The following is a 17963-nucleotide window of genomic DNA, read 5'->3' as shown; positions in this document are numbered from 1 at the left end:
TCGATTTGATTTGAGTTTTTTTTCTAAAAGAGGTCTTTACTATGAGAAAATATATTTCATACTATATTAGAAATTTTGATTATCCATTATTTTTCGTATATGTGTTCCTATGTTTATTTGGACTTGTCATGATTTATAGTTCCAGTATGATGGTAGCTATTGTCAACGGTAAAGAACCGGATTATTATTATAAAAAACAATTATTTAATTTAGTGGTTGCATTTTTTACCTTTGTTCTCGGTGCTTTTTTCCCGTATAAATATTATAGTAGGAAAAAAATTATGATGTTTATGGTTGGCTTAATTATCACTTTAATGTTTTGGCTATTGCTATTTGGTACGGGTGAAGCCGAGACGGGATCAAGAAGTTGGATTAATTTATTTGGAATTATGTCATTCCAACCTTCAGAACTCGCAAAACTGATAATCATACTGTATTTTGCCGGTGCCTTTTATAACAAAAGTTTAAAAACACCGATGGTAGACTTACACCCAAACCATATTATTTATCCCATTATAGTATGGATTGCGATTATCTTTTTTGTGGCAAATGAAACTGACATTGGAGCTGTGCTTATTATTTCTGGCATCGCTATAGCAGTTGTTGCCGCAAGTGGAATTCGCATACGAACCTTTTTTAAATTTTTTGCGGAATTAGCACTTTTTGGTGGAGCCATTATTGGAATTTTAGCGTTATTTAAAAGGGATTCAATTTTTACAGAAAATCGAATTGGGAGAATTAAAGCTTTTTTAAATCCATTTGAGTATGAGCAAGGTTCAGGCCTTCAAGTCATTCGAGGCTATATGGCGATTGGTTCTGGTGGATTAGAAGGTGTAGGTCTTGGTCAATCCGTACAAAAACTGGGGTATTTACCGGAACCGCAAACTGATTTTATAATGGCTGTAATTGCGGAAGAATTGGGTTTGTTAGGCGTTATTATTGTACTTGGTGGTTTAGGATTTATCGTATTTAAAGGAATTTTGATTGCTTTGCTTACGAAAGATCCTTTAGCAAGAATGATATCAGCGGGCATTGCTAGCTGGATTGCCATCCAAACCTTTACTAATCTAGGTGGTTTATCGGGACTAATTCCATTAACTGGGGTAACGTTGCCATTCATTAGTTACGGTGGATCATCTATATTGGTTCTATCTTTCGCAATGGGCATATTAATCAATGTTTCTATGTATGAGAAACTAGAAAAAAGAAAACTTAGGGGGACACAATGAGAAAAATTCGTAAATTATTAGTGGCAAACAGAGGGGAAATTGCAATTCGTGTTTTACGAGCTTGCAATGAATTAGACATTAAGACAGTTGCGATTTATTCTCAAGAGGATCGTGCTTCACACCATCGTTATAAAGCTGATGAAGCCTATATCGTTGGTGTTGGGAAAGGTCCAATCGATGCTTATTTAGATATTGAAGGCATCATTGAAATCGCAAAAGAATCAGGAGCAGACGCCATCCATCCAGGTTATGGCTTTTTAGCTGAAAATGTTGAATTTGCGAAACGCTGTGAAGAAGAAGGTATTATTTTCATCGGTCCAAATTCTAGACATTTAGAAATTTTTGGAGATAAAGTGAAAGCAAGGGAACAAGCAATTCTTGCGGGAATTCCAGTTATTCCTGGTAGCGATGGCCCTGTTTCATCCTTTGAGGAATTAGAGCGCTTTGCAGATGATGTAGGTTATCCAGTGATGATTAAAGCGGCGCTTGGCGGTGGCGGTCGAGGAATGCGATTGGTGCATTCAAAAGACGAATTACAGAGTGCCTATGAAAGGGCAAAATCAGAAGCAAAGGCTGCTTTTGGTTCCGATGAAGTATACGTGGAAAAAGCGATTATTAAACCGAAACATATAGAAGTGCAAATTTTAGGGGACAAAGCAGGCAATATCGTTCATTTATATGAGCGAGATTGTTCTATTCAGCGTCGTCATCAAAAAGTGGTAGAGATTGCGCCATCGATTTCGCTTTCAGAATATTTGAGAAACTCCATTTGTGAAGCTGCAGTTAAGTTGATGAAAAACGTTGAATACGTGAATGCTGGAACAGTAGAATTTTTAGTTTCCGGTGACGACTTCTATTTCATCGAAGTGAATCCGCGTATTCAAGTAGAACATACGATCACTGAAATGATTACGGGCATTGATATTGTTCATGCGCAAATTAAAATTGCAGAAGGGTACAATCTTCATTCCAAAGAAATCGGAATCCCTGAACAAAGTGAAATTCCTTTATTTGGACATGCGATTCAATCTCGCGTTACAACAGAAGATCCAGCAAATAATTTTATGCCGGATACAGGAAAAATCATGGTTTATCGTTCAAGCGGTGGATTCGGGGTGCGCTTAGATGCAGGCAACGGATTCCAAGGAGCTGTTGTAACCCCTTATTACGATTCTTTGCTTGTCAAAATTTCCACTTGGGGTAGAACATTTAAAGAAGCTGCTGCGAAAATGGATCGAAACTTGCGTGAATTCCGAATTCGTGGTGTAAAAACGAACATTCCATTTTTAACAAATGTTGTTTTACATGAGAAGTTTTTATCTGGTGATTTTGATACAAGTTTTATTGATTCAACCCCTGAATTATTTAACTTTGCTACACGCAAAGACCGCGGTACAAAGTTATTGAAATATATCGGGGATGTAACATTAAATGGCTTCCCTGGAATTGAGAAAAAGAAGAAACCGATTTTTGTCAAACCAAAAAAACCGAAATTGGATATTAAAAACACTGAGATACCACGGGGAACAAAACAACTTTTAGACGAACAAGGTCCAGAGGGAGTTGTTCGTTGGATTAAGGAGCAACAAGATGTATTGTTAACGGATACAACATTCCGTGATGCTCACCAGTCGCTCTTAGCAACCCGAGTTCGCAGCCAAGATATGTATAAAATTGCAGATTATAATGCTCGCATGTTGCATAATTTCTTCTCATTAGAACTTTGGGGTGGAGCAACATTTGACGTGAGTTACCGCTTCTTAAAAGAAGATCCATGGGAGAGACTTGTGAAACTCCGTGAACAAATTCCGAATATATTATTCCAAATGTTGTTCCGTGGTGCTAATGCGGTAGGTTATACAAACTATCCAGATAACTTAATTCGCGAATTTATTAAAGAAGCTGCAAATGCAGGAATTGACGTATTCCGAATTTTCGATAGCTTAAACTGGATTAAAGGTATGGAAATTGCCATCGATGAAGTTCGAAACACAGGCAAAATCGCAGAAGCTGCTATCTGTTATACTGGCGATATTTTAGATCCAACTCGTTCGAAATATACAATTCAATACTATAAAGAAATGGCGATGGAATTGGAGCGAGCTGGAGCACATATTTTAGCCATCAAAGATATGGCGGGATTATTGAAGCCAGAAGCTGCTTATGTGCTTATTTCTGAACTAAAAGAAGCTGTAGACTTGCCAATCCATTTGCATACTCATGACACGAGCGGCAATGGAATTTACACATATGCAAAAGCTATTGAAGCGGGTGTTGATATTGTTGATACGGCATTAAGTTCCATGGCAGGTTTAACATCTCAGCCTAGTGCAAATACACTTTATTATGCCATGAGCGGCTCAAATCGACAAGTACGTGCGGATATCGATTCTCTTGAGCAATTATCATATTATTGGCAAGATGTTCGAGAGTTTTATCGAGATTTTGAGAGCGGCATGAAAAGCCCGCATTCAGAAATTTATGTTCATGAAATGCCTGGTGGCCAGTATAGTAACCTACAGCAACAAGCGAAAGCAGTTGGCCTTGCCGATCGCTGGGATGAAGTGAAAAAGATGTACTCTCGTGTTAACTTATTATTTGGCGACATCGTTAAAGTAACGCCATCATCCAAAGTTGTTGGCGACATGGCATTATTCATGGTTCAAAATGATTTAAATGAGGAAAACATTTTAGAAAAAGGAAAAACGATTGATTTCCCTGATTCTGTAGTTGAATTTTTCCAAGGATATTTAGGCCAGCCTCACGGTGGTTTCCCTGAAGAACTACAAAAAGTAATATTAAAAGATCGAAGCCCGATTACAGTTCGACCTGGTGAATTATTAGAACCAGTTGATTTTGACAAATTGAAAGAAGAGCTGGAGAAAAAAGTTAACAAATCGTTAACGAAAAAAGATGTTATCTCCTATGCACTTTATCCAAAAGTAGTTGAAGATTACTTTAAAGCTGTTGAAAAATATGGCAACCTTTCTGCTTTAGATACGCCTTCATTCCTATATGGTTTAAGAATCGGAGAGGAAATTGAAGTAGAAATTGAAAAAGGAAAAACACTTATTATTAAATTAGTATCGATTGGTGAAGCAGAACACGATGGAACGAGAGTTATTTACTTCGAATTTAACGGTCAACCTCGTGAAGTCGTAGTTGAAGATTTAACGGTTGAAGCAGATGGAACAATTGCTATTAAGGCAGATCCGAATAATCCAAATCAAATTGGTGCAACAATGCCTGGAACGGTATTAAAAGTTCTTGTATCAAAAGGTAGTCGTGTAAAACGTGGAGATCATTTATTAATTACAGAAGCAATGAAGATGGAAACGACTGTACAAGCACCTAACGATGGGGTTATTAAAGAAATTTATGCGAAACCAGGCGATGCCATTTCAACTGGTGACTTATTAATTGAACTTGAATAATGTAAGAATAGTAGGAAATTTCATAAATGGAGCGAATTTAGAAAGCGATATGTTTTCTAATTCGCTCATTTTTTAATAGTTGGATGATAAATTCTCTAGAGTGTAAGAAATATAGTAGTATAGCAATTATGGCTTGGGGAATATCTTTAAGGGTTTGAAGATTCAATTCAATAGTAATGAAATAAAAATGGATTGCCTCTCATTAAGAGAACAATCCACATGAAAATTATCTTTTGTTTTCGTTATAAGAACTACGGGCAACTAATAAAATCATATAACATAACAGTCCGAACAATAGTGTAATAAACAATGAATGCAGTAAGGACACAACTAAATTTAATTGAGTCAAGATAATGAACATGCCTGCAATAATTTGCAAAGCAACAAGAATAAACGCGATAATCCAGCCCCAATAAATAACCCGTTGCTCTTTATAATGTTTAATGGCATGAATCATAATATATAAAATCCAAATGAAAATTAATAATGCGGCTAAACGATGCCCCATGTGCACCCATTCATACACTTTGCTAGGTAAACTAAATGGTTTATCGTTATAGCAAAACGGCCAACTAGGGCATGTTAAACTTGATCCTGTATGTCTAACTAGCGCTCCGGTATATACTACTATGTATGAATAAAGGGTAACACCAATGGTATGCCACTTTAATTTTCTACGAATAATAACCCGATCAGCATCAAATTTCTGATCGACTTCGAAAACAATCATTGCGAGCAACATTACGGCTGCAAAGGAAATAAGGGAAATACCAAAGTGCAGGGCTAAAATAAAATCGCCTTGTCCCCAAAGCACTTGGGCAGCACCAATTAATGCTTGCAATACAAGGAAAAAGATTGCTAGAAATCCTAAAAATTTAACTTCCTTAACGTGACTGAGAGATCTCCATGTCCAAAAAACTAATATTAAAACGAGGATGGAGACTGCCCCAGTAACAAAGCGATGAGAAAACTCAATCAACACTTCAGTAGTAATTTCTTTTGGAATCAATGATCCGTTACAATCTGGCCAATTTCGACCACAGCCTAAACCGCTATCCGTTTTTGTTACGAGAGCTCCCCCTAATAGAATAAGCAACATACCAAGGGTAGTAGCTACTGCAACCCATTTTAATATCCAATAATACCTGTGTTGCATTAATTGACACCTACTTTTATACTCTGTAAAAATTGCATGAAAAAAGCTATGCTTTTATGATGATAGCGAATTCATACAAAAAAGACAACTTCAAAGAATTCGCTCGAAATCATTGTTATGAAATTTCACAAACTGTTCACAGAAATGTGAAAAAGATTTCACAAAAATACTATTAATTGATAGTTCCTTATAATATGCTTTGTAGTAAAGTAGAGATTAAGGTCATTGAACTTGGTGTTTCACACAAAATTCACCTTATAAACTAGAAATTTGGCAGAAAGTTCGATATAGTAGAATTTAGTAAGTAAAGCTTACAAATTTGAAAGGAAAAAGGAGGGAAATAATAAGCGGGCTGAAATTTTGAGGCATTGAATTTTCTTGCCATTATAGTGATCGTCATAGTAAACTCAGAGCTAGTGAAAATGGAGCTCTAGGGGAACTGTGTTTTCATTAGGGGATGTATTGTCATAAATGCATGGAGTTATATGTAAATTTTTATTTTAAAAAAATGTCATTCATCTAATGAAAATTGTATGTTAATATGGTTATTGTTTCATTTTTATGTATAAACTGCTAAATAAAATAGCGGTTTTTGCACTTAATAAGCACCATTATTAGATTAAGTACTGTTTATACTAAGTATATGTTGTATTAGTTTGATTGATGATATGAATTACAGTAAAAAATTCACTAATTAATTAACAGTTTTATACCATCAGGGATTCTTTCTTCAATAAAGAATTCAAATAGATAGAGCCATAATGTCCTGTTAGACAAGACAATCAAAAGAAAGAGGGGTTTAATTAAGCTATGAAGAAAGGGCTTAAAAAATGGTCTCTTTTCCCGTTATTAGCAGCATTTGCTATTATTTTATCGGGCTGTGGTGAAGAGTATATTTCTGCACTTCGACCATCCGGTGCTGTCGGAAAAGAGCAATTTAATCTACTATTACTAGCTACAAGCATCATGACGTTAGTAGTTGTAGTAGTTTCTGTTCTTTATTTACTTGCTTTCGCGAAGTTCCGTCGCTCTAAACTCGGCGAAGATTACATGCCAAAACAAGTGGAAGGTAGCCACACTTTAGAAGTAATTTGGACAGTAATCCCAATTATTCTTTTATTAATTTTATCTGTTCCAACTGTTTTGGCTACTTACAAATTTGCCGATGTATCTGCAATGGATGAAGTGGATGAGGACGGTAATCCAACTGCATTAACAGTAAATGTTACTGCAAAATTATATTGGTGGGAATTTGAATATCCTGAATATGGTATTGTCACTGCTCAAGAACTAGTTGTTCCGACAAATGAAAAGGTTTACTTCAACTTAATAGCAGCTGACGTTAAACACTCATTTTGGATTCCAGCAATCGGCGGAAAAATGGATACTAACGTTGAAAACGTAAATAAATTCTATCTAGTATTCGATAAAGAATCTGCAGGCTTAAACGGTGGAGAAGGTGTATGGTACGGAAAATGTGCTGAACTTTGCGGTCCTTCTCACGCATTAATGGATTTCAAAGTAAAATCATTAAATCGTCAAGACTTTGATGCTTGGGTAGCTGCTATGCAAGCTACAGAAGGTAAAACAGCTTCTGCTGATTCAACAGATTTAGGTGAAGCAGTATTTGCTCAAAATTGCTTAGGATGTCACGCAGTATCTGCTGTTGGCCCTGCTGGTGCATTGGGTCCTAACTTAGCAACATTTGGTGATCGCAACCGTGTTGCAGGATTCTTAGAGCATACGAAAGAGAACGTAGAAGCATGGATTAAAGATCCTGAAAAGTATAAACCAGGCAACTTAATGACTGACATGTATAAAGAATTAACTGATGAGGAAGTAAGTGCTGTAGCTGATTACTTAATGAGCTTATCAGTTGAAAAATAATCATTTAAAAGATATAGATAGAGATTAATTAAGGAGGTTAAAGTTGTGAGCTCAGTAGCAGTCACAAAGAAAAAGGGCGTGGGTGCGGTTATTTGGGATTATTTAACAACTGTTGACCATAAAAAACTTGCGGTGTTGTACCTATTCTCTGGGCTATTATTCTTTGCTATCGCAGGTTTTGAAGCGCTTTTAATGCGCATTCAACTAATGTTTCCAAATAGCGACTTTATTTCTGCCGGTACTTTCAATGAGTTATTAACAATGCACGGTACAACAATGCTCTTTTTAGCAGCAACACCACTATTATTCGGCTTTATGAACATGGTTGTACCTTTACAAATTGGTGCTCGTGACGTAGCATTCCCATTCCTGAACTCATTAGGATTTTGGTTATTCTTCTTAGGTGCTACATTCTTGCACTTATCATTCTTTATGGGTGGAGCACCTGATGCAGGATGGACTTCATATGCATCATTATCTCTTTATTCACCTGGACATGGTATTGATTTCTATGTTTTAGGTTTACAAATTTCTGGTGCGGGTACTTTAATTTCCGGTATTAACTTTATCGTTACAATCATTACAATGCGTGCACCTGGTATGACGTTTATGCGTATGCCAATGTTTACTTGGACTACACTAATTTCAAGTACATTAATTTTATTCGGTTTCCCTCCATTAACGGTTGGTTTATTCTTAATGTTAGTTGACCGTATGTTCGATGCTAACTTCTTCGATCATACAATGGGTGGTAACACGATTATTTGGGAGCACTTATTCTGGATTTTCGGTCACCCTGAAGTGTATATTCTAATTTTACCAGCATTCGGTTTATTCTCAGAAATTATTCCGGTATTTGCTCGCAAACGCTTATTCGGATATTCTTCAATGGTATTCGCGACAATCTTAATCGGTTTCTTAGGATTCATGGTTTGGGCTCACCACATGTTTACAACTGGTCTTGGTGCAACAGCTAACGCTATTTTTGCAGTTGCAACAATGGCGATTGCTGTTCCAACAGGTATGAAAGTATTTAACTGGATTCTGACAATTTGGGGCGGTTCAATTAAAGTTACTGTACCAATGATTTACGCTTTAGGATTTATCCCATCTTTCGTTGCTGGTGGGGTAACAGGTGTAATGCAGGCAACTGCACCACTTGACTATCAATTACACGACTCATACTTTATCGTTGCACACTTCCACTACGTAATCGTTGGTGGTATCGTAACGGCAATCTTTGCATCATTCCACTTCTATTGGCCGTTATTCTTCAACCGTGCATTGAACGAAAAATTAGGTTATTGGACATTCTGGATTTTCTTTATCGGATTCCATTTAACATTCTTTGTACAGCACTTCCTTGGATTAATGGGTATGCCACGCCGCGTATTCACTTACATGGAAGGTCAAGGTTGGGATTTATTCAACTTCATTTCATCCATCGGTGCGATTATGATGGCAATTGGTGTAGTGCTAATGGTTATTAACATGTTGTTATCAATTAAATCTGAACCATTAAACTGCCGCGATTACTGGGGAGACGGACGTTCTTTAGAATGGGCATTAAAAACTCCTATTCCATTCTATAACTTTAAACAAACTCCACTTGTTCGTGGATTTGACCCATATTGGATTGAAAAACAAGAAGGAAATCCGGAAGGCATGACATATGCAGAGCCACTTGGCGATGTTCATATGCCAAATAACTCAATTTTACCGCTTATTATGTCCATCGGATTATTCATTGCTGCATTTGGTGCATTATATCATCCAGATGGAGTATCTTGGTCAGTACCAGTAATGGTAATTGGACTTGGTATTACTGTACTTGCAATGATTGTTCGTTCAGTAAAAGATGATTTAGGATATCACTTACATGCAGAAGAAATTATTGCAATTGAAAATGAGCTTTATGGAAAAGGGGGAAATAAATAATGCTAAATACTAAATTCACCCCTCAAACTTGGCCAGAACACCCAGAACAAGCAACACTTGAAGGTAAAAATAAGTACGTAGGTATTTGGATTTTCATTTGTAGCGATATTGTGTTATTCGCAAGTTTATTTGCAACATACATTTCTTTGAGAAACAAAGGTCCAGCAGGTATGCAGTTCACATCTCAAGAACTATTTGAATTACCATTGGCCTTTGTGATGACGATGTTCCTTTTAACATCATCATTAACTTCTGTATATGCGATGTATCATTTGAAAAACTATAATTTCAAAGGGGTTCAACTTTGGACTGGAGTAACAGTTCTTCTTGGACTTGGCTTCCTTGCCCTTGAAATTTATGAGTTCTATCACTATGTACACATTGGTTTTGGTTATACTCAATCTGCGTTCTCTTCAGCATTCTTTACGCTTGTAGGAACGCACGGTCTTCACGTGATTATCGGATTAGTTTGGATGATCTGCTTAATCGTCCGTAATGCTAGACGTGGTCTGAATCTATACAACGCACCTAAATACTTTGTAGCGTCCATTTATTGGCACTTTATTGACGTTGTTTGGGTATTCATCTTTACGGTAGTATACCTCATGGGGGTGTTAGGATAATATGAGTCACGATACTGAGATTCAAGGTAGAAGCCAGTCCCAATACGAATTTGATCGCAGAAAAAGCGCAGTACAACTGCGCAAGCAAGTTATTAATTTTGCGATTATGATTTTCTTAACATTTGTTGCATTTGCAACAGTTGTTGCTGACTTTGCACCAACTTTTATTAAACCAGTGATCTTACTATTAGCTGGTATTCAAGTTGTATTACAACTATATTCCTTCATGCATATGGATGATAAACATGCACCTTTTATCGGTGTAATCTCCACTTTTGTATGGGTAGGAGCTGTCATTGCATTCACATTCTTCTTGGCATTTAACACAATTATTTGGTGGTAATGAAAATGGCTGTCTAGAATTTCTAGGCAGCCATTCTTACATATATTTACTTTTGAAAAATATCATATTTTCTTCAAAAAGATGGCCTTTTTATTACATTTCGTATAGTGAAATAATGATATAATGTCAATAGAACTTTGCTATTTTTACTACTTGGTTTTAAGGAGCGATAATATGCCTTTAAGTATATTTGGGTTTCAAGCTTTGTGGAGCCCATATATGATTGGGACATTGATTTTTTTAGTCATTGTCTATTTTCTCATTACAATTCGTTGGAGAAGTGATTTTAAAGAGAGTGAACCATTGAAGAAACGAGAGGCGATTTACTTTGTTTTAGGAATCGTGCTTTTATATGTAATAAAAGGATCGCCGATTGATTTAATGTCGAATATAACGTTTACAATGCATATGGTTCAAATGGCCTTTTATTTGCTATTACTACCAATATTGATTATTAAAGGAATTCCATGGTGGGTTTGGAAAGTCGTAGTTGGGTTTCCGGTAGTCAATAAACTAATTAAAGTGTTTACAAATCCGATCGTTTCGGTACTGGGGTTTGCATTAACTTTCTCTGTATACCATATTCCTTTAGTATTTGACTACATTAAAATTGATGAAACTTTACATGGTTTAGCTAGTCTTGTATTGTTTTTATCTGCCTTTTTTATGTACTGGCCACTTGTGAATGAAGTGCCAGGGCAACCGAAATTAAAAGGGTTGTACAAGATTGGATATATCATTGCTACAGCTGTTGTAATAACTCCTGCTTGTGCATTAATTATTTTTACAAAAGATCCGGTCTATGCAACATATACTGATGGAGAAGCATGGTTAAGAGCAATGGCTCTATGTGTGCCGGATCAAACTCTAGCTAGTATAAGTACAACAGTTCAACTATCTGGTCCAGAATTGTTTACGAATTTATCGCCAATTCGTGACCAACAATTGGGCGGAGTACTTATGAAAATTATCCAAGAAATAATTTTAGGAATTTTGTTGTATTTTGTATTCATCGACTGGTGGAGAGATGAACACAAAATTAGTGAAGAAGAAATTACTGCGAAAGCATATAGTGAGTTTCAAGCGAAAAAAAGAAATCAATATTATGAATAGGAGTTTGTAATGTATGGGTGTACCAATTTTACCAACAATTAGCACAGCTTTCATCGTAATAAGTGCAATTTTAGTTGCAATTGGATGGGGGCTAATCATTAAAGGAAAAAAAGAAGCACATAAAAAAGTAATGTTAGCAGCTGGTGTTAGTGCATTAATATTCTTTATTATTTATGCTAGTCGAACTATCTTTATTGGTAATACTTCTTTTGGTGGACCGGAAGAGTTAAAAATATATTATACGTTTTTCTTATTTTTCCATATCCTATTAGCTACAGTAGGAGCTGTTTTCGGTATTGTTAGCATTGTGACAGGATTAAGGGAAAAATATCGAACTCATAATCGACTAGGACCGATTACGAGTATTATATGGTTCTTTACTGCTATTACAGGCGTTATTGTCTATTTACTTCTATATGTTATTTATGAAGGTGGAGAAACGACTTCTGTCATTAAAGCAATATTTGGATTTTAATAGGAGCTAATTTAATAGCTCCTTTTTTTATTTCTATTTTTTAAGTAAAATTTGAAGCAAAAATAAAAAGAGGCTATTCAACCGCCTCTTTTGTAAAATAAATGAATATATGAGTGCATTATGCGATGCCTAATTCGGCTAAATCTTTTTTCACATTTTCTAAAATCGTTTCACATTTTTTTACTAAATGTGCTGGGAATACTTCATCATCACCGTATTCTACACCATGTGGATAATAATATTTACCAAGTGCAGGTTTTAAGATTTTTAAAGTTGCAGTGTTATTTCCGCAGTCACCTGAAATTGCTGTGCAGAATACGCGTAGATAATAACGGCCTTCTTTTATATCGAAGCGTTTGTCAAATGTCATACGATCATAGTCCCATGCGCCATGGCATTCTAAACCGTTTTTTTCCATAATATCAACAAGTACTGCTTGGTCTACTACTATATCTTCAAGCGTTTTGTTTTCGAAATACATGAATGTTCCTCCTTTAGTTACATCGCACAAAATTTTACGCATAATTTTATAATAGTGCAATTTCTCAAGAGTTGCAATGACAACATTGTGTCATACAAGATAAATTTAGTATAATGAAACCATTATAGCAAAGGATATGAATCGTATGAAAACTCTTTTTCGAATATTGATCGTCCTTTTTTCTTTAGCCATTCTGTATTATTATACATCGGATTCAACCGATGAATTAAAACCTTTGGAGGGTCCAAATTCTAAGTCAACGGTAATTCCTAAAACAGTCGTTCCGGAGGGGTTTGAGGATGCCTTGCCAAGACCTGAAACAGGAATTTCTACATACATAAATCAAGAAAGTAAAAAGCTATACAAGGACTTTGGTGAACCGAGTCGAATTGATAAAAGTGCTTTTGGTTATGAATGGTGGGTTTATAATTATGATAATAAATCCATTGCAATGTTTGGAGTGGAACGCGGGAAGATTGTCCAAGCGTACATAGCAGGAGAAAAATTGGATGTAACGCCATATAAAATTGGCCAGACTCTTGATGAAATTTATCGAATGACGATTGTGAATCCGGAAATTACTGTCAATATTGGTGAAAATATTTATACCTTTTCTTTGACGGAATACGATATGCACACCCGGATTTTAGTAAAATTTGACGAAGTTTTTGCTCAATTATATATTGATCAATTCACCGACACTTTAATTGGAATTCGTTTTCTAAATAGTGAAACGCTTGTGAAGCATAGACCATATGAGATGACTTTTGTAGGAGATTTAATACCAACGCCAAACTTAAATTCATATGTCCTTCAACAAAGCAATGAAGGATATTCAAGGCAATTGTTTGATATTGTGAATGTTTTCAGGCAGTATGAACACTTGCCAGCTTTAGAATGGGATGTGGACACAAGCATTGTAGCGATGGAGCATAGTGAAGAAATGTATACCGAAAACTATGTTTCCCATGAATCGCCAAAATTTGGTTCGTTAAAAGAAAGATTGGAATCTCATTCTGTTTCATATAATGAAGCTGGCGAAAACTTGGCAACTGCTTATTTTGACGCTATTGAAGCTGCCCACGGTTGGTTCAATTCGGAAGATCATCGTCAATTAATTTTGAATGATGATTTCACTCATGTAGGATCAGGCGTTTTCATTAATTATTATACTCAAATCTTTCTTGATAAATAATGAGCCATTAAATAAAAGTTCACCATATCCCACAGGGACAATGGTGGCTTTTTTTTATAAATGGTCGCATACTGATTGCTGCGAACCCTTTTCTGACAGTGTCACATTAACGACCTAGGCATATGATAGGGAAAAGGAGTGACACAGTGCAATTAGCAGAATTATTGAAAGATTGGCCATGTACGGTAAAAGGCGGTTCCATCCGTGTAGAAGTAAAGGGCGTTGAAGACTATGCACAACATGTAAAACCAGGTGACTTATTTGTTGTACGAAAAGGAAGAAAATTTGATGGATATCAGTATATTGATTTAGCTGTAAAAAATGGAGCAGTTGGAGTTGTCATTGAAGATGAAACACAGCTTGATCAATTAAAGTTATCCGTTCCACTTATTTGGGTACCAAACTGTTTAAAATTCATGTCATTTAGTGCTGCAAAAATTTATCGATTTCCGGCAGAAGCGATGCAAGTGATTGCCATTACAGGGACGAATGGAAAAACGACTGTGAGTCATTTTATTGGTCAATTACTACAAGCACTACATAAAAAAGTAATGGTAATTGGAACGAATGGAGTTTTTATAAATGGTGAAGAATTACAAATAGAATATGAAGTATTAACAACGCTACAACCAAAACATTTACACAAAATATTGCAATATGCAGTACGCAATAAAGTTCAATATGTCGTACTAGAAGCATCTTCCATGGGGTTATCTACTCATCGACTAGATGATTGTGATATTGATATTGGCGTATTTTTAAATTTAACGGAAGATCATATTGAAGATCACGGATCTTACGAGAAATATAAACAATCAAAACAAATTTTGGCTCAACTAGCAGATAAATTAGTACTAAATGGTGATGATTCATTTTGCCGCACAGTAGGCTTGCAATCGAAAAAGAAAAAAACTTACTTTGGTCTTGGAAATCGTGTAAATTATCAATTGCAACTATTAGCAGAGGGAAATCATCATTCCACTTGCTGTTTACAGAGCGATAAAGGTCAAAAAGTATTTACACTGCCATTCGTAGGAGAACATCAATTGCAAAATGCTATTGCAGCTATTACGACAGTATGCGAATTAGGCTTTTCTATCGAAAATATTTGTGAAGCGGCAGAGCAGTTGCGATTGCCTAAAGGTCGGCTTGAGTCCATTCCAAACCATTTAAATTTGTCTATTTATATCGATTATGCCCATACAGAAGCAGCACTTAGAGCAATATTGAAAACATTAAGAAAAACTGCCAAAGGTGATTTAATATTAGTCTTTAGTTGTGGTGGAGATCGAGATAAACATAAACGAATTAAAATGGGAGCAGTAGCTACAAAGTATGCAGATATGATTTATTTAACAACAGACAATCCAAGAAGTGAAGATCCTGCATATATTAATTCTCAAATTGCAGCTGGTTTTATATCCACTCAAAAATATGAAATGATTTTAGATCGGGCAGAAGCTATAGAGAAGGCGATTGTATCTGCAAAAGAAGGAGATACGATTGTTATTGCGGGTAAAGGCCATGAAACGACACAAACGTTTAAAGATAAGGAGATTTATTTTTCCGATTATGAGTGTGTGCAATCTGTACTAACTAAATCGTTAAAAAATAAAGTGGATGATTGCCAGTCTTAATAATTTCAAAATGAAGGTCAAGAAAACAAGAATTGCAAATTTAAACTTTGTTCAAATTTTGCTATGATAGATGTACAGATTGGAGGAATAAATGATGATGATGACATCAGAATGGGCCTTCATTTTAGATGAAGCGGATGCGTTAAGCTCAATGATTCTCAATTCTGAGCCCGTACGCAATTATCAACAAGCTCATCATGCGGTATATAGTGATAGAGTATTAGTTGAAAAAATTGCCGCATTTAATCGAATGAAAGTGCAGTACGAGGATGTACAACGCTTTGGCAAATATCATCCCGATTACCATACAATTATGAAAGAAATCAGGAAGTTGAAGAGAGAGCTGGATCTTGATGAAAAAGTAGCGAATTTAAAGCTTGCAGAAAATGAGCTGCAAGATATGCTGGATGAAATAAGTCTTATTATCGGAAAGTCTGTTTCTGAAGCGGTTAAAGTTCCAGTTAGCAACCCATTTTTTGAAACATCTTGCAGCTCAGGTGGCTGCGGATTAGGTGGAAACTGCTCCTGTTCAGCTTGATTTCGTGTGATCTATTTAGTTTATAAATGAACGGCTTAAGTTATTAATGCTTAAGCCGTTTTTAATTTGAAGAATTCAAAGACTTTATGAAAGATTTTCCCCTTTTTCTTTATGGTGTTCTACCCAATCCCGAACGAGGGGAACAGCAATATCTGGCCGGTCGGTGATGATGCCTTGTGCGCCATTATCTAGTAGTTTTCTCATCAATTCTTCATCGTCAATTACCCAATAATGGACAGGGATATTTAAATTGTTTAAAAAGGCGATAAATTTCGGTGAGTCTAAAGAGAACCTTCCAGATTTTATCGGGATTTGAAAAACATCTACTTTTGGATGATAAAGATGACCCAATTGGCTTGTGAATGCTGCAAACGCTTTTCGGACATCCGATTCTCCAGCTCCTAATGCGACTCGGTTTTGGGCGTACAAATTAAAACGATCCACTTGTTCACTATAGAAGCTCGTTACCACCACTCGATTTTCTGCGTTATATTCTTCAATCAATCTCCAAAGTTTCGAAGGCATTAAACTACCTTCATAAGTTTCTGGACTATCTTTAATATCGATGTTAATAAACATATTTGGGAACTTTTCAAATAACTCTCTTAACGTTACGATTTCTACTTTTTGATTGCGATAAGGGAAATTTCCATTGTTATCTTTATAATGGAAACCAAAATTAAAGTTTTTTAGTTCTTCTAGGGTAAAATCTTTTACAGCACCCATTCCATCAGAAGTGCGGTCAATTGTTTCATCATGAAGTACAACAATCTCTTCGTCTTTTGTTAATCGTATATCAATTTCAAAACCATCTACCCCGAGTTCAAAGGATTTTTCAAAAGCAATCATTGTATGTTCAGGTGCGATTAGTGCACCGCCCCTATGAGCTAAGACGACAGGTATATCCATGCTTAATACTTCTTTTCCTTCACGTTTTTGGGGTTTTAGAAAAGCTTTACTTCCAGCCCATGCTGCTGCACTTGCGGCGGCAATAGCCAGTGCCAGTTTCGTTTTTTTACCCATGACTAGGCCTCCTTTACGAGCTTCTATATATTAACGAATAGGATTTCTATAATCATTACTTGTATAGATTACATCTTATAAAGATGATTATAACGGAAATTGTTACATCATGTCACGAATGTCAGTTGCTATCAAAAATAACTATATGGTATCCTTTAAATGAAGAAAAGGGGTAATAAAAATGCAAGAACGTCAAGGGCTAATCGTGTATGTTTATCAACTGAAACATGCTAAAAGCTTGAGGAAGTTTGGAAATGTCCAATACATTTCAAGAAAACTAAAATACGTGGTGCTCTATTGTAATCGAGATGAAATTTCTTATATAAAAAATAAAATACAACGCCTTCCTTTTGTGAAAGACGTTGTTGAATCGTACTTACCGTTTGTTAAAAATGAATTTGAAAATTCAAAGTCTAAGAAAGATCAGGACCAAGAATACGATTATAAAATAGGACTTTGAATTATTAAGATAGTTGCGGAATTAAACGGTTCATTCTTAATACACCAATCAAATGTTGGTAGAATAAAATCGTTTCGGAATAATAGCAGGAATGTTTAATATCCATTTGAACGGCTTCTTTGCCAATTGCCTTTAATGACTCTTCAAATAATTGTAGCCGTTTAGAAGGTTTTTCTGGAGTGTATGGTATCCCTTCTCTACATATGTATATTGGCATAAAGTTGCTATCACCAACTGGTTGAAAGGCTACTGCAGGAGAGGCATATGCTTGATTACCTTTATAAGAAATAAACAAAAAGGCATTATGGAATCTTTTTTCATTTGTGCGAATTAATTCACAAAGCTCGTAAATATCTCCGTAGCCTTGTCCGAGTTCAACAAACTGTTGCGTCATATCGTTATCATCCTTTCTATGTACATAATAGTAGCAT

The 17963-nt window shown here is 35.8% G+C and carries 16 protein-coding genes; 12 read left to right on the top strand and 4 right to left on the bottom strand.

All coding sequences use genetic code 11. The features are described 5' to 3' along the window. The first annotated feature begins 41 nt into the window (after positions 1-41). Together NSU17_RS03600 and pyc are read left to right on the top strand one after the other, a co-directional pair. Entirely contained in the window at positions 42-1229 is a 1188-nt protein-coding gene (locus NSU17_RS03600) for an FtsW/RodA/SpoVE family cell cycle protein (protein WP_340704300.1), read from the top strand. Then, entirely contained in the window at positions 1226-4663 is a 3438-nt protein-coding gene (gene pyc / locus NSU17_RS03595; protein WP_340704299.1) for a pyruvate carboxylase, read from the top strand. Before NSU17_RS03600 ends, pyc begins: the two co-directional genes overlap by 4 nt. A 226-nt stretch (positions 4664-4889) precedes the next feature. Here pyc and NSU17_RS03590 read toward each other — a convergent pair whose 3' ends face one another. Continuing rightward, a complete protein-coding gene (locus NSU17_RS03590; RefSeq protein ID WP_340704298.1) occupies positions 4890-5819 on the bottom strand; it encodes a COX15/CtaA family protein in 930 nt (309 codons plus the stop codon). An 810-nt stretch (positions 5820-6629) separates the two neighbouring features. Between NSU17_RS03590 and coxB the strand changes: the two genes are divergently transcribed. The 6 genes from coxB (at position 6630) to NSU17_RS03560 (ending at position 12198) form a co-directional block, all read left to right on the top strand. Then, a complete protein-coding gene (gene coxB / locus NSU17_RS03585; protein ID WP_340704297.1) occupies positions 6630-7706 on the top strand; it encodes a cytochrome c oxidase subunit II in 1077 nt (358 codons plus the stop codon). 45 nt (positions 7707-7751) lie between these two features. After that, positions 7752-9644 carry a cytochrome c oxidase subunit I gene (locus NSU17_RS03580; protein WP_340704296.1) on the top strand — a complete coding sequence of 631 codons (1893 nt, stop codon included), beginning with the start codon at positions 7752-7754 and terminating at the stop codon, positions 9642-9644. Then, a complete protein-coding gene (locus NSU17_RS03575; protein WP_340705475.1) occupies positions 9641-10267 on the top strand; it encodes a cytochrome (ubi)quinol oxidase subunit III in 627 nt (208 codons plus the stop codon). The genes NSU17_RS03580 and NSU17_RS03575 overlap by 4 nt, the downstream gene beginning before the upstream one ends. 1 nt (position 10268) lies before the next feature. Further along, on the top strand, positions 10269-10610 hold the full coding sequence (locus NSU17_RS03570) for a cytochrome C oxidase subunit IV family protein (RefSeq protein ID WP_340704295.1): 342 nt from the start codon (positions 10269-10271) through the stop codon (positions 10608-10610). 174 nt (positions 10611-10784) lie between these two features. Further along, the gene (gene ctaG, locus NSU17_RS03565) at positions 10785-11723 is read left to right on the top strand and encodes a cytochrome c oxidase assembly factor CtaG (protein ID WP_340704294.1); all 939 of its coding nucleotides are present in this window, start codon (positions 10785-10787) and stop codon (positions 11721-11723) included. A 13-nt stretch (positions 11724-11736) separates the two neighbouring features. After that, positions 11737-12198: a DUF420 domain-containing protein gene (locus NSU17_RS03560; RefSeq protein WP_016837535.1), complete on the top strand. Its 462-nt coding sequence runs from the start codon at positions 11737-11739 to the stop codon at positions 12196-12198. A 118-nt stretch (positions 12199-12316) separates the two neighbouring features. On the opposite strand, the gene NSU17_RS03555 is transcribed toward NSU17_RS03560, so the two are convergent. Continuing rightward, entirely contained in the window at positions 12317-12679 is a 363-nt protein-coding gene (locus NSU17_RS03555; RefSeq protein WP_096550576.1) for a YugN family protein, read from the bottom strand. Positions 12680-12824: 145 nt separating this feature from the next. On the opposite strand from NSU17_RS03555, the gene NSU17_RS03550 reads away from it, so the two are divergent. The 3 genes from NSU17_RS03550 (at position 12825) to NSU17_RS03540 (ending at position 16049) form a co-directional block, all read left to right on the top strand. Next, positions 12825-13874, top strand: a complete 1050-nt coding sequence (locus tag NSU17_RS03550) for a CAP domain-containing protein (RefSeq protein ID WP_340704293.1) — start codon at positions 12825-12827, stop codon at positions 13872-13874. 146 nt (positions 13875-14020) lie between these two features. Beyond that, a complete protein-coding gene (locus NSU17_RS03545) occupies positions 14021-15511 on the top strand; it encodes a UDP-N-acetylmuramoyl-L-alanyl-D-glutamate--2,6-diaminopimelate ligase (protein ID WP_096550578.1) in 1491 nt (496 codons plus the stop codon). Positions 15512-15605: 94 nt separating this feature from the next. Next, the gene (locus tag NSU17_RS03540) at positions 15606-16049 is read left to right on the top strand and encodes a YlbF family regulator (protein WP_340704292.1); all 444 of its coding nucleotides are present in this window, start codon (positions 15606-15608) and stop codon (positions 16047-16049) included. A gap of 84 nt (positions 16050-16133) precedes the next feature. Here the strand turns inward: NSU17_RS03540 and NSU17_RS03535 are convergent, their stop codons facing one another. Next, on the bottom strand, positions 16134-17072 hold the full coding sequence (locus NSU17_RS03535; protein ID WP_340433018.1) for a glycerophosphodiester phosphodiesterase: 939 nt from the start codon (positions 17070-17072) through the stop codon (positions 16134-16136). Between the two features lie 181 nt (positions 17073-17253). On the opposite strand from NSU17_RS03535, the gene NSU17_RS03530 reads away from it, so the two are divergent. Then, on the top strand, positions 17254-17532 hold the full coding sequence (locus tag NSU17_RS03530; protein WP_096550581.1) for a YlbG family protein: 279 nt from the start codon (positions 17254-17256) through the stop codon (positions 17530-17532). Between the two features lie 4 nt (positions 17533-17536). Here NSU17_RS03530 and NSU17_RS03525 read toward each other — a convergent pair whose 3' ends face one another. Further along, positions 17537-17926, bottom strand: coding sequence for a DUF7147 family protein (locus NSU17_RS03525; RefSeq protein ID WP_096550582.1), 390 nt, complete (start codon positions 17924-17926; stop codon positions 17537-17539). Positions 17927-17963 lie beyond the last annotated feature (37 nt).

It is taken from the genome of Ureibacillus sp. FSL K6-2830 (assembly GCF_038004145.1).
GTDB lineage: Bacteria > Bacillota > Bacilli > Bacillales_A > Planococcaceae > Ureibacillus > Ureibacillus thermosphaericus.
The sequence above is the reverse complement of the archived record's forward strand: the minus strand, read 5'-3'. Positions and strand labels throughout refer to the sequence as shown.